We start from the raw sequence: 19,309 nt of genomic DNA on the forward strand, positions 1-19,309 counted from the left end.
CCCCAAAATTCCCCCAAACGAAAAAAGCCCCGAGTGCTATACAGCGCTCGGGGCCTTTAATATGGCGGAGAGATAGGGATTTGAACCCTAGGTACTGTTGCCAGTACAACGGATTTCGAATCCGTCCCGTTCGACCACTCCGGCATCTCTCCAATGCCGCGCATCATACCAGCGTTCTTTTAAAACGCAAACCTTTTTTTAAAAAAAATCGCGTGGTATCAGGCGCTTGCGTGAACGCGCCGCTTACAGCGGCACGCCCAGGCGCTTGGCAACTTCTTCGTAGGCTTCGATAACGTCGCCCAGGCCCTGACGGAAGCGGTCCTTGTCCATCTTCTTGCGGGTCTCTTTGTCCCACAGGCGGCAGCCGTCCGGGCTGAACTCGTCGCCCAGCACGATCTGGCCATGGAATACGCCGAATTCCAGCTTGAAGTCGACCAGCAGCAGGCCGGCATCATCGAACAGCTTGCTCAGCACTTCGTTGACTTTCAGCGACAGCTTTTTCATTTCGGCCAGCTGCTCGGCAGTGCCCCAGCCAAACGCGACAACGTGGGATTCGTTGATGAAGGGGTCGCCCTTCTCGTCGTTCTTCAGGAACAGTTCGAAGGTGGACGGCTCCAGCTTGATGCCCTCCTCCACGCCCAAGCGCTTGACCAGGCTGCCGGCGGCGTAGTTGCGCACCACGCACTCGACCGGAATCATGTCCAGCTTCTTCACCAGGCACTCATTGTCGCCCAGCAGTTTGTCGAACTGGGTCGGCACGCCGGCTTCTTCCAGTTTCTGCATGATGAAGGCGTTGAACTTGTTGTTCACCATGCCTTTGCGGTCGAGCTGTTCGATGCGCTTGCCGTCGAACGCCGAAGTGTCGTTACGGAACAGCAGGATCAAGCGGTCGGCGTCGTCGGTCTTGTAAACCGATTTGGCCTTGCCGCGGTAGAGTTCGTCGCGTTTTTCCATGATTGGGCTCCGCTTGCTTGAGGTGTTGGGCTAGGCGATTTCGCGCCAGTCGAGCCCGTGTTCCTGATTCGCCACCTGGAGCCAGTCCGGGTCGCACCCAAGGGTATCGACGAAGCACTGGCGAGCCAAGTGTGGCAGGTTGTTCTTGCTGCTGAGGTGGGCCAGCACCAGGTGTTGCAGGTTGCTCCAGCCCAACTCGTGCACCAGGCGCGCGGCCTGGTGATTGTTCAAATGTCCTTGCATGCCACCCACCCGCTGCTTCAGGAAGGCCGGGTAGTGACCGCGTGCCAGCAGGTCGCGGCAGTGGTTGGCCTCGATCAGCAGCGCATCCAGGCCCTGGTAACGCTCCAGCAGCAGCGCGTCGTACGAGCCCAGGTCGGTCAGCATGCCGAAGCGCCGCTGGCCGTCACTGACCACATACTGCAGCGGCTCGTAGGCGTCGTGCTCGACCCGCGCCGCGGTCACTTCCAGGCTGCCGATACGCAGGCTTTGGCCACAAGCGAGAAAACCGGCCACCTCCACCGGCTTGCGCATGCCGCGCAAGGTCCCCTGGCTGAGGTAGACCGGTACATTGTAGCGCCGTGACAGCAAGCCGACCCCATGCACGTGGTCGGCATGTTCGTGGGTGACCAGTACCGCACTGAGCTGGGCTGCCGACACGCCGAGCAGCGCCAGGCGCCGCTCGGTCTCGCGCAGGGAGAACCCGCAATCGACCAGGATGAACGTGTCACCACTGGCGATCAGCGTGCCGTTTCCCTGGCTGCCGCTTCCGAGTACCGCGAAGCGCACTTAGCCCAGGTGGTCCTGAATGGCGCTCAGCACGCGGCGGGCGACATCGGCCGGGGCCACGGTGTTGATGTTCTTCTCGACCGTGACCTGCACGCTCTCACCCACCTTGCTCAGGCGAACCTGGTAGCGCTCGGCACGGGCTTCACGCTCTTCCTTGGTCGGTTCGCTGCCGAACATGCGGCCGAAGAAGCCAGGCTGGTTCTGCTTGTCTTCAGGCTTTTCAGACAGGTTGATGTAGTACAGGCCAAGGCTGCGGTTGATGTCCTCGACACGCCACTCGCCACCCTGCTCCAGGGCACGACCCACGCTGGACCAGGCGCGGTCCAGGTCGGCGCCCAGGTACAGCACCGGGTTGCCACTGCCGTCTTCGCTCAGGCTGACGCGGCTTGGCGCGTCGAAATCGCGCGCGGCCAGCAGCGATACCGAACCGCCCTTCTCGGCGCTGCGATTCATGCTGGCAAGCATTTCGTCGACCAGCAGGGCATCGGCACCGGTGTTGCTGGAGGTGGACGGGAAATCGGGCTCGGCAGTGCTGCCAGCCGGGCGCTCGACGCTGACCACATACACCTCGGAGGTGTTGCGCTGCACGCCAGGCTCCATGCGTACACGCACGCGCACTTCGCTGTCAGCGCTGCTGGCAGTGCTGGCCAGGCGCTGGCCGAGCGAAGCCGACAGTTCGTCGAAACGCTGCCAGGTGGTGTTGAATTCACCGGTCTGCGGGCGCTCTTCGGCGATGCGGAAGCCATTGTCCTCGAAGAACTGGCGAGCCACCGGCCATACCTCGGCCGGCGAATGCTGGGCCAGCACCCAACGGCTGCTGCCGCTGCGCTGCAGGCTGTAGTCGGTAACCTGGGCGGCGCCACCGGTCATCGGTTGCGGGCGAGGCACCTCGAATTCGCCGGTGGCGCTGTCGTCGGCGACGTTGCGTGGGATCGGCAGCAGCGGGTCAAGGCGCTTGACGTTGCTGGCGTCCGGCGGCAGCTGCATCGGCGCAGTCGGGCGCGCCTGCAGATAATCGCTGCCGCGGTCGCGGAAATAGCCATCCTCGCCCCACAGCCAGCCACACCCACTGGTGCTGGAAATGATCAGGGCAAGGGCGGAAAGACCAGCCAGTCGCTTCATGCGGTGTACTTCCTCTTAAACCAGTACGCCGGACTGGCGCAAGGCAGTACGGACTTTTTCGTGGCAGCCTTCGCTCAGCCAGGTCAGCGGCAGGCGAATGCCTTTGTGCATCAGGCCCATTTCGACGAGCGCCCATTTCACCGGGATCGGGTTGGACTCGCAGAACAGGTCTTTGTGCAGCGGCATGAGTTTTTCGTTGATTGCGCGGGCCTTCTCGGCATTGCCCTCAAGGGCGGCCTCGCACAGGTCGGCCATTTCGCGCGGGGCGACGTTGGCGGTGACGGAGATGTTGCCCTTGCCGCCCATCAGGATCAGCTCGACGGCGGTCGGGTCGTCGCCGGACATGACGATGAAGTCTTTGTCGACGCCATCGAGGATGGCCTTGGCGCGTACCAGGTCGCCGGTGGCTTCCTTGATGCCGATGATGTTCTTGACCTTCGACAGGCGGATCACGGTATCGGCCTGCATGTCGCAGGAGGTGCGGCCGGGTACGTTGTAGAGAATCTGCGGGATGTCGACGGCTTCGGCGATGTGCTTGAAGTGCTGGTACAGGCCTTCTTGCGTCGGCTTGTTGTAGTACGGAACCACCAGCAGGCAGGCGTCGGCACCAGCGCTCTTGGCGTTCTGGGTCAGGTGCACGGCTTCGGCAGTGGAGTTGGCACCGGTGCCGGCGATGACCGGGATGCGGCGGCTGCTGCGCTTGACGCGCTCAACCACGTGCTTGATGACCAGGATGTGTTCTTCGACATCCAGCGTGGCGGACTCACCGGTGGTGCCGACAGCGACGATCGCATGGGTGCCGTTTTCCAGGTGGAAGTCTACAAGTTTGTCGAGGCTGTCCCAGTCAAGACGCCCTTGTGCATCCATGGGAGTGACCAATGCCACCATACTGCCCGCAATCATGTAACTGCTCCTGCCGGAAAAAGAGAGCGGTAATGGTACTGGGGGCATCGGCCTTGCACAAGCGAAGCAGGCGGGCGGAGCATTCCCCTCGGCGCCTTATTTCGCTACCCTTGATGCTTTGATCGGTGCAGCGCGGCCCGCCGGGCCGTCGACCTTGCTCCCCGCCAGCGTCCACGACCTCGCATGCGAGCCCCGGGCCCTGCCGACAGGAGGCTTTCGCCCGTCCTGTGCCGACCGCTCATCGCTTTAGGAATGCTGCATGTCCACCCCCACCGTCCGCGAACAATTCCTTGTCATCAGTGCCCTGGGCCCGAACCCCATGGAACTGGCCAACGTCCTCAGCCGCGCTGCGTTCGAGAACCGCTGCGCGGTGGTCACCTCGCGCCTGAGCCGCCACGGCGAGACCAGCGCCCTGGTACTGCAGGTTGGTGGCAGCTGGGACGCCCTGGCACGCCTCGAAGCCATGCTGCCGGGCCTGGGCAAGAAGCACGGCCTGACCCTGGACGTGGTGCGCAGCGCCGACCAGGAAGTGCGCCCGCAGGCCCTGCCCTACGTCGCCTACGTCAGCGCCGCCTACCGGCCGGACATCATCAACGAGCTGTGCCAGTTCTTCCTCGACCACCGCGTCGAGCTGGAAGCCATGACCTGCGATACCTACCTGGCACCGCAGACCGGCAGCAGCATGCTCAACGCCCAGTTCACCGTGATTCTGCCGGCCGGCACCCAGATCAGCTGGCTGCGTGACCAGTTCCTGGACTTTGCCGATGCCCTGAACCTCGATGCGCTGATCGAGCCATGGCGTCCACAGAACCCAATGTAAGGAAACCGACCATGGCCGTAGCACTCGACCAACCCGTTGCCGACTTCCAGGCCCAGGCCACCAGCGGGCAAACCGTCAGCCTGGCCGAGCTCAAGGGCCGGCAGGTGGTGGTGTACTTCTACCCGAAGGACAGTACCCCGGGCTGCACCACCGAGGGCCAGGGTTTTCGTGACCAGCACGATGCCTTTGCCGCAGCCAACACCGTGGTGTTCGGCGTGTCGCGCGATGGCATCAAGTCGCACGAGAACTTCAAGGCCAAGCAAGGCTTCCCGTTCGAGCTGATCAGCGACAAGGACGAAGCCCTGTGCCAGCTGTTCGATGTGATCAAGCTGAAGAAGCTGTATGGCAAGGAATATATGGGCGTTGACCGCAGCACCTTCCTGATCGACAAGGACGGTGTGCTGCGCCACGAATGGCGCGGGGTGAAGGTGCCCGGGCATGTGGATGCAGTACTGGCTGCTGCCCAGGCCCTGAACAAGGCTTGAGATCGTTGGGGGCGCTTTGCGCCCCTTTCGCGACACAAGGCCGCTCAGGAAATCGCGTATCCCTGTAGGAGCGGCCTTGTGTCGCGATGGGCTGCAAAGCAGCCCCAAAATTACAGCATCGGTGACACACTAGGCTCCTGCCGCGGCCAGGCATCCAGCACGGCCTTGATCAAGGTCGCCAGCGGGATGGCAAAGAAAATCCCCCAGAACCCCCACAACCCGCCAAACAGCAACACCGCGCAGATGATCGCCACCGGGTGCAGGCTCACCGCCTCGGAGAACAGCAGCGGCACCAGCACGTTGCCGTCCAGCGCCTGGATGATCGCGTACACCGTCATCAGGTAGATGAACTGGTCACCCCAGCCCCACTGGAACAATGCGATCAACGTCACCGGCACGGTCACCACAACCGCGCCCACGTAAGGCACCACCACCGACAGCCCCACCAGCAGCGCCAGCAACGCGGCGTAGTTGAGCCCCAGGCTGATGAAGGCGATGTAGGTGGCAATGCCGCAGATCAGGATCTCGATGCCCTTGCCGCGGATGTAGTTGGCGATCTGCCGGTTCATCTCGCTGCCCACCCGGTTCAGCAGGCTGCGCTGACGCGGCAGGTAGCCGCTGACCCAACGGCCGATCAGTTCGCGGTCCTTGAGAAAGAAAAACACCAGGATCGGCACCAGCACCAGGTAGATCATGGCGTTGACCAGTAGCGGCAGGCTCGATAGCGAGAAGGTCAGCGCCCACTGGCCGAACTTGCCGATTTCCCCGCGCACCGACTCGATGGCATGCAGCACCTGCTCGTCCGACACCAGGTGCGGGTAGCGCTCGGGCAACAGCAACAACAGCGACTGCCACTTGCCGAGCATGCCCGGCAGTTCGTTGAACAGGGTGATCAACTGGTGCCACAGCAGCGGCACCAGCACCAGCATGAACACCGCCAACGCGCCCATGAACAGGGCGAACACCAGCATCACCGCCAACCGGGTGGGTACCCGCAAGCGCTCCAGGGCATTGACCAGCCCCTGCATCAGAAACGCCAGCACCATGCCCGCCAGCACCGGCGCAAGCATGCCACCGAGGGTGAGTACCGCAGTAAAAGCCAGGAACAACAGGACCGCCAGCACCACCGCTTCCTCATCGGAGAAGTAGCGCTGCATCCAGTCGCGAAGCACTTTGAACATTGACGATCCTTGGAAAGACTCAGGCCTTGCGTAGCCAGTAAGTGTAGGTACCGGCCTCGGCCGTTTCCCGCAGCAGGGTATGACCGGCCAACTGGGCAAAAGTGCGGAAGTCGCGCTGGGAGCCGGCGTCGGTGGCGATTACCTTGAGCACCGCGCCGCTGGCCAGGCGGTTGAGTTCCATCTTGGCCTTCAGCAGCGGCAAAGGGCAATTCAGCCCGCTGGCGTCCAGTTCGGCGTCACAGGTCAGGGTTTCACTCATTGCGGGGCTCTCCAAAGGCATTGCCAGGCTGTATCTGGATTTGGCCGGCTAGGATAGCGCCACTGGTCGCCAACGTGTGAGCCCGCTACAGTAGGTATCTTTGACCGACGCGAGCTTCATGCATGAATCTACTGCGCCCTACCCTGCTGACGCTGGCCTGCCTGTTGGCCCTTCCTGGCCATGCTGACGACCTGCCATCACTGGGTGATGCCAGTTCCGCGATCGTCTCGCCGCAACAGGAGCACCAGCTCGGCCGTGCCTGGCTGAGCCTGCTGCGCGGCCAGGTCAACCAGCTCAACGACCCGCAGCTGAAGGACTACGTCGAGACCAGCGTGTATCGCCTGGCCGAAACCAGCCAGCTGCAGGACCGCCGCCTGGAATTCATCCTCATCGATAGCCGCGAGCTCAACGCCTTTGCCGCCCCGGGCGGCATCGTCGGGGTAAACGGCGGGCTGTTCCTCAACGCCCAGACGGAAGGCGAGTACGCCTCGGTACTGGCCCACGAACTGGCGCACTTGTCGCAGCGCCACTTCGCCCGCGGCGTCGAGGCCCAGCAGCGCATGCAACTGCCGATGATGGCGGCGCTGCTGGCCGGTATCGTGCTGGCGGCCGGTGGCGGCGGTGATGCCGGTATCGGTGTGATCGCCGGCACCCAGGCGGCGGCGATCCAGGAACAGCGGCGCTTCTCGCGGCAGAACGAACAGGAAGCCGACCGTATCGGCATCCAGAACTTGGAAAAGGCCGGCTACGACCCACGCAACATGCCGACCATGTTCGAGCGCCTGGCCCGGCAGTACCGCTACGACGCCAAGCCGCCGGAATTCCTGCTGACTCACCCGGTAACCGAGTCGCGTATCGCCGACACCCGCAACCGTGCCGAGCAGGCCCCCAAGGGCGGCGTCGAGGACAGCATGCGCTACCAGTTGATCCGTGCCCGGGTGGCGCTTACCTACGAAGGCACCCCGGGGCTGGCGGCCAAACGCTTCCGCGCCCAGCTGGACGAAGACCCCAAGCTGGACGCCGCGCGTTACGGCCTGGCCCTGGCGCAGATCAAAGGTGGCCAGCTGAACGAGGCGCGCGAGCTGCTAAAGCCGCTGCTGGCCAAGGCGCCCAACGACATTACCTACAACCTGGCGCAGATCGACCTGGACATCACCAACAACCGCCTGGCGGATGCGCAGCAGCGTGCTGAACGCATGCAGGGGCTGTACCCGGGCAACTACCCGCTGAAGCAGGTGCGTGCCGATCTGCTGGTGAAACTGAACAAGCCCGCCGAGGCGGAAAAGGTGCTGAACGAACTGGTGAAGAGCCGGCCGGATGACCCGGACGTGTGGTACGACATGGCCGAAGTGCGGGGCCTTTCAGGAAATACCATTGGCTTGCACCGGGCGCGGGCAGAGTACTTCACCCTGGTGGGCGATTTCGACCAGGCGATCCAGCAGCTGGATTACGCCAAGCGCAGGTCGGGCGCAAACTTCCCGCTGGCAGCACAGATTGACCAGCGCCAGCGCGAGATCATGGAGCAGCAGCGCATGGTTCAGGAAATGATGGGGCGCTGAATATTGAGGGAGCGCTTCGCGCTCCATTCGCAGCACAAGGCTGCTCCTACAAGGGAATGTGATCTCTTGTAGGAGCAGCCTTGTGCTGCGAATGGGCCGCAGAGCGGCCCCAGCAATCTCAGGCGTTACCGGACAACTTCAGGCGCGCTGCCTGGGTAAAGTCCAGCATCCGGTTCAACGGCTTGATCGCCTTCGGCACCAGCGCCGGGTCGACAAAGATCTCGTTCGTGCCATTACGCAGGCAATCCAGCACACGCTCCAGGGTGTTCATCGCCATCCACGGGCAGTGCGCGCAACTGCGGCATGCCGCGCCGTTACCGGCGGTGGGGGCTTCGACGAACTCCTTGTCCGGGCACAGCTGCTGCATCTTGTAGAAGATGCCGCGGTCGGTGGCGACGATGAAGGTCTTGTTCGGCAGGGTCTGGGCAGCCTTGATCAGCTGGCTGGTGGAGCCCACCGCGTCGGCCAGCTCGATCACCGCTTCAGGCGACTCGGGGTGCACCAGAATCGCCGCATCCGGATACAGCGCCTTCATGTCGGCCAACTGGCGCGACTTGAACTCTTCGTGAACGATGCAGGCACCGTCCCACAGCAGCATGTCGGCACCGGTTTGCTTCTGGATGTAGCGCCCCAGGTGCTGGTCCGGGCCCCAGATGATGGTTTCGCCGTTGTCCATCAGGCTTTCGACGATTTCCAGCGCGCAGCTCGAGGTCACCACCCAGTCGGCACGGGCCTTCACGGCTGCGGAAGTGTTGGCGTAAACCACCACGGTGCGCTCGGGGTGCTGGTCACAGAAGGCCGAGAACTCTTCCACCGGGCAGCCCAGATCGAGCGAACAGGTGGCCTCCAGGGTGGGCATCAGCACGCGCTTTTCCGGGGTTAGGATTTTCGCCGTCTCGCCCATGAAGCGCACACCGGCAACGATCACGGTTTCGGCCGGGTGGTTCTTGCCGAAACGGGCCATTTCCAGCGAGTCGGACACGCAGCCGCCGGTTTCTTCGGCCAGCGCCTGGATGACCGGGTCGCAGTAATAGTGGGCGACCAGCACGGCGTTCTGGGCCTTGAGCTCGGCAGCGATGGCCGCACGGTATTCGGCCTCCTGCTCGGCTGTCAGCGGGTTTGGCTGCTTGGCGTCGAGGTGGGCCTGAACCAACAGGCGTTCGGAAATCTGGGTCATGATCGCTGGACCTGCAGGCGCGTGCGCGCGTCAAATCGAGTGTATCACCCGGCCCTGACAGATCGGCTAAGGGTGCCGGACGGCACAAAGGCCGCCACGGCCCTCTGCGGGCGCGGATTATTATCGGAGGCCGAAGGCTACAGACAATCCAGCGAATTCTAAAGTGGTTTTTGTGTTGCCTGTGCTGGCCCTATCGCCGGCAAGCCAGCTCCCACAGGATCACTACTGCCAGCAACATTTGTGCAATCCCTGTGGGAGCCGGCTTGCCGGCGATAGGGCCGGTACAGGCTTAGCCGATCAGCCCTGCGGCGACAGGGCCGCCAGCTGCGCCGCCATGAGCATGGCAAACTCTTCCACGGTCATCTTCTTGCCGTTGAAGTCGACCATGCCGTCGGCATAGTGCAGGCTGCTCACCACATCATTGCCCTGCACGGTGGCCATGCCGCTCTGCAGCGCCATCATGCCGACCATTTCCCCGGCCTGGCTCGATTGCATGGCGATGGCCTGGGCGTCGGTCTGGCCATCCAGCAGTGCCTGCAAGGTTGCCAGGTCACCGATCATCGGCTTGGACAACGACAGCTTGCTCTTCACCTCGGTGATCAGTTGCTTGCTCAACTGGTCAGGCGGCAGGTCGAAGCTGGCCGGGGCGGCGAAGCCCATCGACAGGTCGAAGCGGCTTTCACCATTAGCAGTCCTGAACGACAGGTTTTCCACCGCCACCCGGGGCTTGGCAGCCAGCAGTTTCTGCAGCTCGCCCTGGAACCTTGCCTTCTCCTCATCGTCCATCTGGATTTCCGGCACCGGCTGGCCAGCGGCAGCTGCGGCCTCGAATTCCGGCAGATGCGCCTGGTACCACGTCGACAACGCCTGTAGCGCCGGCGCGTTGACCGACGTGATGCTCACCGCCATCTGCGCCTTGCCCACCGCACGGCCATCCCAGGTGATATCCCCGACCTTGTACTCCACGCGGCCACCCACGGTATCCGGGCCCTCAAGGGTTTGCAGGGCGTTCTGCTCCAGCCCCTTGACCACCAGCACCTGCTGTTTCGGCCCCAGGGTGACCTTGGTTTCCGCCAGTGCCAGGTCGACGTTGCCAACGTAGATGGCCTCGTGCGCGGTGGCCGCCAGTTGGCCGCCGACCTTCAGCCCATTGAGCTCGAAGGTGGCAGGCGGCTGGTCATCGCGTACCAGTTTCATCACGAACCGATCGGCCTGGCCGTGGAAGCTCGAAGCCTTGCCTTCCTGATCACCACTGACTTGCAGTTGCATGCCCGAGAAGTCGAGGCTGTTGCCATCCGCTTCGTCGAGCTTGACCGGAGCCAGGTGCACCTGGCTGACCACATTGCCGTCGTAGCCCAGGCTGGTCTGTGCGCTGACCGGGGCCTGCTCGCCCGCTGCGGCGAACCACGGCGCGGTGGCGTCGTCCTTCTGCAACGTGCTGTTGCTGACTGCCAGCACCGGCATCAGCTTCAGTGCCTTTACCCGCGACCAGGGGAACGGGCCGTGCTCGATCTGGTCGGTCACGCCAACGTCGAAACTCACCACTTCGCCTTCGCCCAGGTTGATATCGCGGGCCTTGAGCCGGTACTGGGCGGTACTGCTGAAGAAATGCTGCTCCAGCGATACCCGTTCGATGCTCATGCTGCCACCGGTACTCACCAGGGCCTTCTTGAGTTCCGCGTTGCTGCGGACCAGGGCGTTGTCCAGCTCCGCAGGCAGCTGCTTGCCGGTGTACCAGGCGCCAGCGGTGGTTGCGACGGCGATGGCGATAGCCAGGCCGGAAAGGATGCCAACTGATTTCTTCATGAATAGAACCGATTGCTGTCCATATGGGCTTCGTAGGCGGCCAAGGGCCACACAGGACGCCAAGAGTACCACTGCCGCCCAGCCCTGGCGCTGGCCAGGCTCGAGAAATCCGGTTTTTGGGAAACGCCTGACAGACCTGCCAAGGGAGACGGGCATTCGTTAATTTTTGCGAACACCAAAATTGATCACAACCGCAAAAAAACGCGCAAAAACCGAACAAAACCCCACTTTAATCGATAAATATTTCAATCCAGCAACATCTTGTCATGTTTAACTTGACACTAAGCTACCCATCGTTTTTATTTTCACCACTTTGCGCGCTCCCCCGCGCCCCCGCTGCTCCAACAATAAAGGTGAACAACATGGAGCCCACCCGCTCGCCCTTGCCGCATGCGCAGTACACCGTGCCCGCCGTTTACGCCCAGCCGCAGGAGCCATGCCAGCATGCAGCCTGACCACAGCGCTTCCGGCAACGGCCAACTCCGTAAAACCCTGCGTCTCTGGCACGTTATCATCATCGGTCTGGCCTACCTGACCCCGATGACCGTGTTCGACACCTTCGGCATCGTTTCCGGTATAACTGCCGGCCACGTACCCAGCGCCTACATCCTGGCACTGGCGGGGATCCTGTTCACCGCCGTGAGCTACGGCACCCTGGTAAGGCGCTTCCCGCAGTCGGGCTCGGCCTACACCTACACCCAGCGCGCGATCAACCCGCACGTCGGCTTTCTGGTCGGCTGGTCGTCGTTGCTGGACTACCTGCTGCTGCCAATGGTCAACGCCTTGCTGGCCAAGCTGTACCTTTCGGCCATGTTCCCGGAAGTACCGGAATGGATGTGGGTGGCAGGCTTCGTAACCCTGATCAGCCTGATCAACATGCGCAGCGTGAACCTGGTGGCGCACTTCAACCTGCTGTTCGTGGCCGTGCAGGTGGCGATCATCGCCGTGTTCATCTACCTGTGCGTGCGCGGCCTGGACCAGGGTGAAGGGCTAGGTACCGCCTGGAGCCTGCTGCCGTTCGCCGACAATCAGACCCAGCTCAGCGCCCTGGCCGCCGGTGCGACCATCCTGTGCTTCTCGTTCCTCGGCTTCGACGCGGTGACCTGCCTGTCCGAAGAAACCCGCGACCCGGGCAAGACCATCCCTCGCGCGATCTTCCTCACCGCCCTGATTGGCGGCCTGGTGTTCATCACCGTGTCGTACTTCATCCAGGCCTACTTCCCGACCATGTCCCGTTTCCACGACCAGGAAGCAGCACTGCCGGAAATCGCCCTGTACGTCGGCGGCAAGCTGTTCCAGTCGATCTTCATCGCCTGCACCGTGATCAACACCATCGCCTCGGGCCTGGCCTCGCAGACCAGCGTGTCGCGCCTGCTGTACGTGATGGGCCGCGACAATGTGATCCCGGCCAGCCTGTTCGCCCGCCTGCACTCGCGTTACAAGACGCCAGTGCTGAATATTGCGGTGGTGGGGCTGATTTCGCTGTCGGCGATCTTCTTCGACCTGGTTACCGCCACCTCGATCATCAACTTCGGTGCGCTGGTCGCGTTCAGCTTCGTCAACCTGTCGGTGATCAACCACTGCTACCTGCGCGAAGGCAAGCGCCAGGGCCTGGCCAACCAGCTGACATACCTGGTGGCACCCACCATCGGCTTCTGCATCATCGTCTCGCTGTGGCTGGACCTGAACGCACACTCGCTGCTGTTCGGTGGCGTCTGGGCACTGCTCGGCCTGCTGTACCTGGCCTGGCTGACCAAAGCCTTCAGGGACTCCCCACCCAACTACATCGCTGAATGACCCATGCTGCCGACAACGCCCGCGCCTGATCGCGGGCGTTGCATTTGCTCGAAAAGGAAAGCCCTCATGCCGCTGCGTCGCCTCTCCATCCAGTGGAAGATCACCCTGCTCGCCGGCCTCTGCCTGCTGGCCATCGTCGCCCTGCTGGTAACCACATCGCTGGCCCAGGCGCGGCGCAGCGCGGCATTGGTCAACCAGGCCAATACCGAAATGCTCGACAGCAGCGCACGCCTGCGCCTGCAGGCCCATGCCGAAACCCAGGCCCTGCGCATCCAGCGCTATTTCATGGACGCCTACCAGTACGGCAATGGCTTTGCCCGCCTGGTGCAGGTGCTCAAGGCCCGTGGCGGCAACGACCTGCGCGCCGAACTGACGCGCCAGGCCCGTGCCAGCCTGGCCGGCAACCCGGATGTGATCGGCCTGTACCTGGTGTTCCAGCCCAACGCCCTGGACCCGGACAGCCAGTACCTCGGCCAGGATGCAATGGGCAGCAATGAGAGCGGGCGCTTCTCGCTGTACTGGTCACAACCCCGTCCCGGCACCCTTGAACTTGAAGCCATGCCGGAATCGATGCTCGGAGACGCAAGCATCGGCAGCAACGGCGTGGCGAAGAACCGCTGGCTGACCTGCCCGCAGGACACCGCCAGAACCTGCATGCTCGAGCCATATCTAGACGAGGTGAATGGCCGCCAGGTACTGATGACCAGCATCGCCCTGCCACTGCTGGAGCACGGCAAGGTGGTCGGCGTGGTCGGTCTGGACATCGGCCTGGCCAACCTGCAGCAGTTGAGCGTGGATGGCCGCCGGGAGCTGTTCGACGGCCAGGGCCAGGTCAGTATCGCCAGCGCGGCCGGTTTGCTGGCCGGCAACAGCCGCGACGACAGCAAGCTCGGCGAGCCGATGGACAAGGCGGTAGCCGACGGCCTGCTGCGTGTTGCCCACCCGTTCACGCCAATCCCTGATGCAGCCCCTTGGCAGGTATTGCTGGAACTGCCGGAAAGCGTGCTGCAGGCGCCTGCCGTCGCCCTCAACCAGCGCCTGGATGCGCACAACCACAGCGCCAACCTCACCAGCCTGCTGGTTGGTCTGGGCGCTGCGGTAGTCGGTTTGCTGCTGGTGTGGCTGACCGCACGCGGGGTGACCCGGCCAATCCTGGCCGTGGCCGCGCGCCTGGAAGACATCGCCAGCGGCGAAGGCGACCTTACCCGCCGCCTGGAGTATGCCCGCCAGGACGAACTGGGCCAGCTTACCGGTTGGTTCAACCGCTTTCTCGACAAGCTGCAGCCAGTCATAGCCCAGGTCAAAGGCTCACTGCAGGAAGCCCGCGGAACCGCCGACCAGTCGGCAGCCATCGCCAGCCAGACCAGCACCGGCATGCAGCAACAGCACCGCGAAATCGAACAGGTGGCCACCGCCGCCAATGAAATGAGCGCCACCGCCCTGGATGTCGCCCATAACGCCTCGCAGGCGGCCCAGGCCGCACGCGCTGCCGACCAAGCCAGCCGCGAGGGCCTGCAGCTGATCGACAGCACCCGGCAGGGCATCGACCGCCTGGCCGCTGGCATGAACACCGCCATGGACGAGGCGCGCGCGCTGGAAGGCCGCAGCGGGCAGATCGGATCGGTGCTGGAAGTGATCCGCACCATTGCCGAGCAAACCAACCTGCTGGCGCTCAACGCCGCCATCGAAGCCGCCCGTGCAGGCGAAGCCGGGCGTGGTTTTGCCGTGGTGGCAGATGAAGTGCGTGGTCTGGCCCAGCGTACCCAGTTGTCGGTGGAGGAAATTCGCCAGGTCATCGAAGGCTTGCAGCAAGGCACCCAGGATGTGGTGGGCGCGATGCAGGAAGGCCAGCGCCAGGCCCAGGACAGCGCCGCGCGGATGGAACAGGCGCTGCCGGCGCTACAACGTATTGGCGAGGCAGTGGCAGTGATCAGCGACATGAACCTGCAGATTGCCTCGGCGGCTGAAGAGCAGAGCGCAGTAGCCGAAGAGGTGAACCGCAATGTGGCTGGCATTCGCGATGTGACCGAATCGCTGGCAGGCCAGGCCGATGAGTCAGCGCGGATCAGCCAGGCCCTGAACCGGCTGGCCAACCAGCAGCAGGCGCTGATGGAGCAGTTCCGCGTCTAACCTGTCAGGGCCAGTGCGCCTTCTTCGCGGGCATGCCCGCTCCCACAGGAAATGCCCAGCCCTTCGGGGTGGCGCCATACCCTGTGGGAGCGGGCGAGCCCGCGAAGAGGCCCCAACAGGCAATACAGCATTATTGATTTTATCGAGTACAACCTATGCAAAACCCGACTCGCCCCACCTTCTTCGACATCAGCAGCGAACAGGGCCTGTTACGCACCTCGATCGCCGTCACCCTGTTCATCGCCGTCATCGGCATCGCCTTCGGCCTGGCCTCCGGCTCGTTCTCCATCGTGTTCGACGGCGTCTATTCGCTGGTCGATGCCAGCATGAGCGGGCTGTCGCTGGTGGTGGTCAGGCTGATTACCGCGCATACCACCAGCGTGCAGATGTCACGCAAGTTGCGCGAGCGCTTCACCATGGGCTTCTGGCACCTGGAGCCGATGGTGCTGGCGCTCAACGGCATCCTGCTCAGCGGAGTGGCCATCTATGCGCTGATCAACGCCGTCAGCAGCCTGCTGCAAGGCGGGCGCCACCTGGAGTTCGGCATCGCCATGGTCTACGCGGTGCTGACCGTGATCGCCTGCGTGACCATCGCTGTTGTCGAGGCCCGCGCCAACCGCAAGCTGGGCTCGGACTTCGTGCGCATGGACGTCAAGGGCTGGGTGATGTCGGCCAGCATCACCGCCGCGCTGCTGATCGCCTTCTGCTTTGGCTATGCGGTGCAAGGCACATCGCTGGAGTGGGTGTCGCCGTATATCGACCCGGCGGTGCTGGCGCTGGTCTGCCTGGTGATCGTGCCGTTGCCGATGTCGGTGGTGCGCCAGGCCCTGTCGGAAATTTTCCTGGTGACCCCTGGCGACCTCAAGCTGCACGTGGATGAAGTCGCCAAGGCCTTCGTCGCACGCCATGGGTTGCAGTCGTACCGCGCCTATGTGGCCAAGGTCGGGCGCTCGCGGGAGATCGAACTGTATTTCATCGTGCCGAAGGCCATGGCCGCGAAAACCATCGATGAATGGGATGCGTGGCGCAACGAGATCGGTGATGCCGTGGGTGGTGAAGGGCCGGACCGCTGGCTGACGGTGGTGTTTACCGGGGATCCGGAGTGGGCAGAGTAAGACATCTGGAGTCTGCACAGCCCCCTGTAGGAGCGGCCTTGCGCCGCGATCGGGCTGCGCAGCAGCCCCAGGGCTTCAGCAAAAACGCACAAATTGCTGGGGCTGCTACGCAGCCCGATCGCGACGCAAGGCCGCTCCTACAAGCAATCGCGTAAACCGAGCAATAAAACTCGGCCAACGGAAAACGAAAAAGCCCGCCACCGTTGCCGGTAGCGGGCTTTGACGTACTGCATATGGTGGGTCGTGTAGGATTCGAACCTACGACCAATTGGTTAAAAGCCAACTGCTCTACCAACTGAGCTAACGACCCGTTGGATGGCGCGTATAATACTGATTTCTAACGGGAAATCAACACCCCATCAAACTTTTTTCAAAAGTACCGCGTCGGGTCTTCGACACCAGCTGCCTTGAAGCCGTCGGCACGCAGGCGGCAGCTGTCGCATTTGCCGCAGGCACGGCCGTCATCATCAGCCTGGTAGCAGGAAACGGTCAGGCTGTAATCCACACCGCGAGCCATGCCGGCCTGCACGATCTGCGCCTTGCTCAGGTTCTGCAGGGGCGCCTGGATACGGAAGCCCTGCCCTTCGACGCCGGCTTTGGTCGCCAGGTTGGCCATGCGCTCGAAGGCTTCGACGAACTCGGGGCGGCAATCGGGGTAGCCGGAGTAATCCACGGCATTTACACCAATGAAGATGTCACGGGCTTCCAGCACCTCTGCCCAGCCCAGGGCCAGGGACAGGAACACAGTGTTGCGCGCCGGCACGTAGGTGACCGGGATGCCTTCACCCGGGGTTTCCGGCACGTCGATGCTGCTGTCGGTCAATGCCGAGCCACCGATGCCGTCCAGGTTCAGGCCAATCACCTTGTGCTCGACCACGCCCAAGTCACGGGCAACGCGGGCGGCGGCGTTCAGTTCGGCGCGGTGGCGCTGGCCGTAGTCGAAACTCATGGTGTAGCAGCTGTAGCCTTCGGCCTTGGCCATGGCGACCACGGTGGCCGAGTCCAGGCCGCCGGACAGCAGGATTACTGCGCGTTTGTCGGTCATGTGTACTTGCTCCTCAATCAACGTCCGGGTTCGTCGTTCCACAGCAGCTTGTGCAGCTGCAGCTGGAAGCGTACGGGCAGGTTGTCGGCGACGATCCAGTCCGCCAGCTCGCTGGCGTTAACCTGGTGGTGGCTGGGCGAGAACAACACCTCGCCGGCACGCTCGGCCAGGTTGTACTGGATCAGCTTGGAGACCGCCCAGTCATAGTCCTCACGGGAACAGATGACGAACTTGACCTGGTCGTTGCGGGTCAGCTGCTCGATGTTCTCGTAGCGGTTACGGTGCGACTCTTCGGAGCCTGGGGTCTTCAGGTCGACCACGCGGCTGACGCGGGTGTCGGTGCCGGCAATATCCAGCGCGCCGCTGGTTTCCAGCGACACCTCGTAACCGGCGTCACACAGGCGCTGCAACAGCGGCAAGGCGTTGGGCTGGGCCAATGGCTCGCCGCCGGTGACGCAAACGTAGCGCGGCTTGAAGCCGGCGACCTGCTCAAGGATCGAATCGAGGGTGCGAACGGTGCCGCCACTGAAGGCATAGGCACTGTCACAGTACTGGCAGCGCAGGGGGCAACCGGTGAGGCGCACGAATACCGTGGGCAACCCAGCCGTTCGAGTTTCACCCTGCAAAGAGTAAAAGACTTCGGTGATGCGTAATGTGTCTTGCATGCTCGCCACGGGCGTGACAGCTAAACAGGCTGCCCGCCTCCGTCAGGCACTGTCGCGGACTCGACATAGCGTTATCCGCAGCAGCGTGTTTACGAAAAAAGGGCATTGATTCTAACGAAAAAACCCGCGACAAGCGCGGGTTTCTTTCAAGCGGTACTGCTTAGAGCTTCTGCAGGTCACGCTGGGCCAGTTGCGCGGCGGAGGTGCCGGGGTACTGGGTGATGACCTGCTGCAGGATACCCTTGACCTTGTCGGTGTGGCCCATGCGGCGCTCGACGTCGGCCAGCTTGTACAGCGAATCCGGCACCTTGCTGTGCTTCGGATACTTCTGGCTGACCTGGGCAAAGGCCTGGCTGGCAGCCGGCAGGTCGCCCTTGGCCAGGTTCACTTCACCCAGCCAGTACTGGGCATTGCCGGCGTACTGGCTGTTGGGATACTTGCGCAGGAAGGCGTTGAACGCCTGGCTGGCCTTGTCGAAGTCTTTCTGCTTGATCAGGTCGAAAGCGGCATCGTAGTAGAGCTTTTCTTTCGCCGGATCACCAGGCTCGCTACTGGCGGCCGGTTGTTGCGCAGCAGCACCTGCTGCTGCATCGGGGGCGGCATTGGATGCACCACCACCGGAGGAATTGTCAGGGGTCGCGGCAGGCGCGGCGCCACTGTTGATGCGACGGTCCAGGTCCTGGTAACGCTCCAGGTTTTCCTGCTTCATGCGCGACACATCGTTTTGCAGCTCTTCGATGATGCCTTGCTGGCGGGAAAGCTGATCCTGCATCTGTTGCAGCTGCATGAACAGCTGGCCCTGTGCAGAGGCAGGGGCCGAAGCCCCTGACCCGGCATAGGCGCCGCTCGTGCCATAACCCGCAGGCGGATAGCTGCCTGCGTTGTCATCAACTACAGGGACCTCAGCCCAGGCCGCGAGCGGCAGGCTGAGTGCGAGGACGGTTACTACACGGCGGCACATACGCATAAGAACTTACTTACGCAGTTCTACGCGACGGTTCTGAGCCCAGGACTGCTCGTCGTTGCCAGTGGCAACCGGACGCTCTTCACCGTAGGAGACCAGTTCCAGCTGAGCAGGGGAAACGCCCTGCAGAACCAGGTAACGCTGAACGGCCTTGGCACGACGCTCACCCAGAGCCATGTTGTACTCGCGGGTGCCGCGCTCGTCGGTGTTGCCTTCCAGGACAACGCGGTTGCCGTTGGCTTTCAGGTCCTTGGCGTGAACGTCCAGGGCGCGCATGGCTTCTGGCTTCAGGTCCGAGCTGTCGTATTCGAAGTAGAAGGTGGTGATTGCGCGCAGGGCGGCTTCTTCGCTCAGGGAACCGTCAACAGCGCCAGCGTTGGCACCGTAGCCAGCGTTCGGATCTACAGCAGCGCCTTCGCCTGCGTTGTCACCGCCCTTCGAGGAGCAACCTACAGCTACGGCCATGGCCAGAGCCAGCGCAGCAAATTTACCAAACTTCAGCATTTCCATCGTGAAACTCCTAATGAAACCCCAGTGT

18 protein-coding genes and 2 tRNA genes are annotated in these 19,309 nt (G+C 63.0%); 6 read left to right on the forward strand and 14 right to left on the reverse strand.

Annotation, left to right across the window (positions count from 1 at the left end):
• Window positions 1-62 precede the first annotated feature (62 nt).
• The 5 genes from GYA95_RS16880 to dapA all read right to left on the reverse strand — a co-directional run bounded on the left by GYA95_RS16880 (window position 63) and on the right by dapA (window position 3,768).
• Window positions 63-152, reverse strand: a tRNA-Ser gene (locus GYA95_RS16880).
• Window positions 153-243: 91 nt separating this feature from the next.
• Window positions 244-954: a phosphoribosylaminoimidazolesuccinocarboxamide synthase gene (purC, locus tag GYA95_RS16885; protein WP_004375217.1), complete on the reverse strand. Its 711-nt coding sequence runs from the start codon at window positions 952-954 to the stop codon at window positions 244-246.
• 30 nt (window positions 955-984) lie between these two features.
• The gene (locus GYA95_RS16890; RefSeq protein WP_015271459.1) at window positions 985-1,743 is read right to left on the reverse strand and encodes an MBL fold metallo-hydrolase; all 759 of its coding nucleotides are present in this window, start codon (window positions 1,741-1,743) and stop codon (window positions 985-987) included.
• Complete coding sequence (gene bamC, locus GYA95_RS16895) at window positions 1,744-2,865, reverse strand: outer membrane protein assembly factor BamC (protein WP_004375223.1); 1,122 nt, start codon at window positions 2,863-2,865, stop codon at window positions 1,744-1,746.
• Between the two features lie 15 nt (window positions 2,866-2,880).
• Complete coding sequence (gene dapA / locus GYA95_RS16900; protein WP_015271460.1) at window positions 2,881-3,768, reverse strand: 4-hydroxy-tetrahydrodipicolinate synthase; 888 nt, start codon at window positions 3,766-3,768, stop codon at window positions 2,881-2,883.
• A 259-nt stretch (window positions 3,769-4,027) separates the two neighbouring features.
• Between dapA and GYA95_RS16905 the strand changes: the two genes are divergently transcribed.
• Both GYA95_RS16905 and GYA95_RS16910 read left to right on the forward strand, forming a co-directional pair.
• Window positions 4,028-4,588 carry a glycine cleavage system transcriptional repressor gene (locus GYA95_RS16905; RefSeq protein WP_013973793.1) on the forward strand — a complete coding sequence of 187 codons (561 nt, stop codon included), beginning with the start codon at window positions 4,028-4,030 and terminating at the stop codon, window positions 4,586-4,588.
• A gap of 11 nt (window positions 4,589-4,599) precedes the next feature.
• Window positions 4,600-5,073, forward strand: coding sequence for a peroxiredoxin (locus tag GYA95_RS16910; protein ID WP_004375231.1), 474 nt, complete (start codon window positions 4,600-4,602; stop codon window positions 5,071-5,073).
• A gap of 110 nt (window positions 5,074-5,183) precedes the next feature.
• Here the strand turns inward: GYA95_RS16910 and GYA95_RS16915 are convergent, their stop codons facing one another.
• Both GYA95_RS16915 and GYA95_RS16920 read right to left on the reverse strand, forming a co-directional pair.
• Entirely contained in the window at window positions 5,184-6,254 is a 1,071-nt protein-coding gene (locus GYA95_RS16915) for an AI-2E family transporter (RefSeq protein ID WP_015271461.1), read from the reverse strand.
• A 19-nt stretch (window positions 6,255-6,273) separates the two neighbouring features.
• Window positions 6,274-6,513, reverse strand: a complete 240-nt coding sequence (locus GYA95_RS16920; RefSeq protein WP_004375233.1) for a sulfurtransferase TusA family protein — start codon at window positions 6,511-6,513, stop codon at window positions 6,274-6,276.
• Window positions 6,514-6,635: 122 nt separating this feature from the next.
• Here GYA95_RS16920 and GYA95_RS16925 point away from each other — a divergent pair, with 122 nt between their 5' ends.
• Entirely contained in the window at window positions 6,636-8,072 is a 1,437-nt protein-coding gene (locus tag GYA95_RS16925) for a M48 family metalloprotease (protein ID WP_015271462.1), read from the forward strand.
• Between the two features lie 118 nt (window positions 8,073-8,190).
• On the opposite strand, the gene nadA is transcribed toward GYA95_RS16925, so the two are convergent.
• The gene (gene nadA, locus GYA95_RS16930) at window positions 8,191-9,249 is read right to left on the reverse strand and encodes a quinolinate synthase NadA (RefSeq protein WP_003254747.1); all 1,059 of its coding nucleotides are present in this window, start codon (window positions 9,247-9,249) and stop codon (window positions 8,191-8,193) included.
• A gap of 297 nt (window positions 9,250-9,546) precedes the next feature.
• Window positions 9,547-11,055, reverse strand: coding sequence for a YdgA family protein (locus tag GYA95_RS16935; protein WP_015271463.1), 1,509 nt, complete (start codon window positions 11,053-11,055; stop codon window positions 9,547-9,549).
• Between the two features lie 444 nt (window positions 11,056-11,499).
• Here GYA95_RS16935 and GYA95_RS16940 point away from each other — a divergent pair, with 444 nt between their 5' ends.
• The 3 genes from GYA95_RS16940 to GYA95_RS16950 all read left to right on the forward strand — a co-directional run bounded on the left by GYA95_RS16940 (window position 11,500) and on the right by GYA95_RS16950 (window position 16,097).
• Window positions 11,500-12,852 (forward strand): APC family permease, encoded by a 1,353-nt coding sequence (locus GYA95_RS16940; protein ID WP_015271464.1) that lies wholly within the window; start codon window positions 11,500-11,502, stop codon window positions 12,850-12,852.
• A gap of 66 nt (window positions 12,853-12,918) precedes the next feature.
• Complete coding sequence (mcpU, locus tag GYA95_RS28500; protein WP_015271465.1) at window positions 12,919-14,982, forward strand: methyl-accepting chemotaxis protein McpU; 2,064 nt, start codon at window positions 12,919-12,921, stop codon at window positions 14,980-14,982.
• A gap of 155 nt (window positions 14,983-15,137) precedes the next feature.
• Window positions 15,138-16,097 (forward strand): cation diffusion facilitator family transporter, encoded by a 960-nt coding sequence (locus tag GYA95_RS16950; RefSeq protein ID WP_015271466.1) that lies wholly within the window; start codon window positions 15,138-15,140, stop codon window positions 16,095-16,097.
• Between the two features lie 234 nt (window positions 16,098-16,331).
• Here GYA95_RS16950 and GYA95_RS16955 read toward each other — a convergent pair.
• The 5 genes from GYA95_RS16955 to pal all read right to left on the reverse strand — a co-directional run bounded on the left by GYA95_RS16955 (window position 16,332) and on the right by pal (window position 19,281).
• Window positions 16,332-16,407, reverse strand: a tRNA-Lys gene (locus GYA95_RS16955).
• Between the two features lie 60 nt (window positions 16,408-16,467).
• A complete protein-coding gene (gene queC, locus GYA95_RS16960) occupies window positions 16,468-17,142 on the reverse strand; it encodes a 7-cyano-7-deazaguanine synthase QueC (protein WP_015271467.1) in 675 nt (224 codons plus the stop codon).
• A 17-nt stretch (window positions 17,143-17,159) separates the two neighbouring features.
• Window positions 17,160-17,807, reverse strand: coding sequence for a 7-carboxy-7-deazaguanine synthase QueE (gene queE, locus GYA95_RS16965; protein WP_015271468.1), 648 nt, complete (start codon window positions 17,805-17,807; stop codon window positions 17,160-17,162).
• 160 nt (window positions 17,808-17,967) lie between these two features.
• The gene (gene ybgF, locus GYA95_RS16970) at window positions 17,968-18,774 is read right to left on the reverse strand and encodes a tol-pal system protein YbgF (RefSeq protein ID WP_004375252.1); all 807 of its coding nucleotides are present in this window, start codon (window positions 18,772-18,774) and stop codon (window positions 17,968-17,970) included.
• Between the two features lie 6 nt (window positions 18,775-18,780).
• On the reverse strand, window positions 18,781-19,281 hold the full coding sequence (gene pal / locus GYA95_RS16975; RefSeq protein WP_015271469.1) for a peptidoglycan-associated lipoprotein Pal: 501 nt from the start codon (window positions 19,279-19,281) through the stop codon (window positions 18,781-18,783).
• Window positions 19,282-19,309: the final 28 nt, after the last annotated feature.

It is taken from the genome of Pseudomonas asiatica, from assembly GCF_009932335.1.
Taxonomy (GTDB): Bacteria; Pseudomonadota; Gammaproteobacteria; order Pseudomonadales; family Pseudomonadaceae; genus Aquipseudomonas; species Aquipseudomonas asiatica.

What these genes read in the sequence shown, in the direction of transcription:
- purC (WP_004375217.1), bottom strand. Translation starts at nt 954, where the DNA reads ATGGAAAAACGCGACGAACTCTACCGCGGCAAGGCCAAATCGGTTTAC.
- bamC (WP_004375223.1), bottom strand. Translation starts at nt 2,865, where the DNA reads ATGAAGCGACTGGCTGGTCTTTCCGCCCTTGCCCTGATCATTTCCAGC.
- dapA (WP_015271460.1), bottom strand. Translation starts at nt 3,768, where the DNA reads ATGATTGCGGGCAGTATGGTGGCATTGGTCACTCCCATGGATGCACAA.
- GYA95_RS16905 (WP_013973793.1), top strand. Translation starts at nt 4,028, where the DNA reads ATGTCCACCCCCACCGTCCGCGAACAATTCCTTGTCATCAGTGCCCTG.
- GYA95_RS16910 (WP_004375231.1), top strand. Translation starts at nt 4,600, where the DNA reads ATGGCCGTAGCACTCGACCAACCCGTTGCCGACTTCCAGGCCCAGGCC.
- GYA95_RS16915 (WP_015271461.1), bottom strand. Translation starts at nt 6,254, where the DNA reads ATGTTCAAAGTGCTTCGCGACTGGATGCAGCGCTACTTCTCCGATGAG.
- GYA95_RS16920 (WP_004375233.1), bottom strand. Translation starts at nt 6,513, where the DNA reads ATGAGTGAAACCCTGACCTGTGACGCCGAACTGGACGCCAGCGGGCTG.
- GYA95_RS16925 (WP_015271462.1), top strand. Translation starts at nt 6,636, where the DNA reads ATGAATCTACTGCGCCCTACCCTGCTGACGCTGGCCTGCCTGTTGGCC.
- nadA (WP_003254747.1), bottom strand. Translation starts at nt 9,249, where the DNA reads ATGACCCAGATTTCCGAACGCCTGTTGGTTCAGGCCCACCTCGACGCC.
- GYA95_RS16935 (WP_015271463.1), bottom strand. Translation starts at nt 11,055, where the DNA reads ATGAAGAAATCAGTTGGCATCCTTTCCGGCCTGGCTATCGCCATCGCC.
- GYA95_RS16940 (WP_015271464.1), top strand. Translation starts at nt 11,500, where the DNA reads ATGCAGCCTGACCACAGCGCTTCCGGCAACGGCCAACTCCGTAAAACC.
- mcpU (WP_015271465.1), top strand. Translation starts at nt 12,919, where the DNA reads ATGCCGCTGCGTCGCCTCTCCATCCAGTGGAAGATCACCCTGCTCGCC.
- GYA95_RS16950 (WP_015271466.1), top strand. Translation starts at nt 15,138, where the DNA reads ATGCAAAACCCGACTCGCCCCACCTTCTTCGACATCAGCAGCGAACAG.
- queC (WP_015271467.1), bottom strand. Translation starts at nt 17,142, where the DNA reads ATGACCGACAAACGCGCAGTAATCCTGCTGTCCGGCGGCCTGGACTCG.
- queE (WP_015271468.1), bottom strand. Translation starts at nt 17,807, where the DNA reads ATGCAAGACACATTACGCATCACCGAAGTCTTTTACTCTTTGCAGGGT.
- ybgF (WP_004375252.1), bottom strand. Translation starts at nt 18,774, where the DNA reads ATGCGTATGTGCCGCCGTGTAGTAACCGTCCTCGCACTCAGCCTGCCG.
- pal (WP_015271469.1), bottom strand. Translation starts at nt 19,281, where the DNA reads ATGGAAATGCTGAAGTTTGGTAAATTTGCTGCGCTGGCTCTGGCCATG.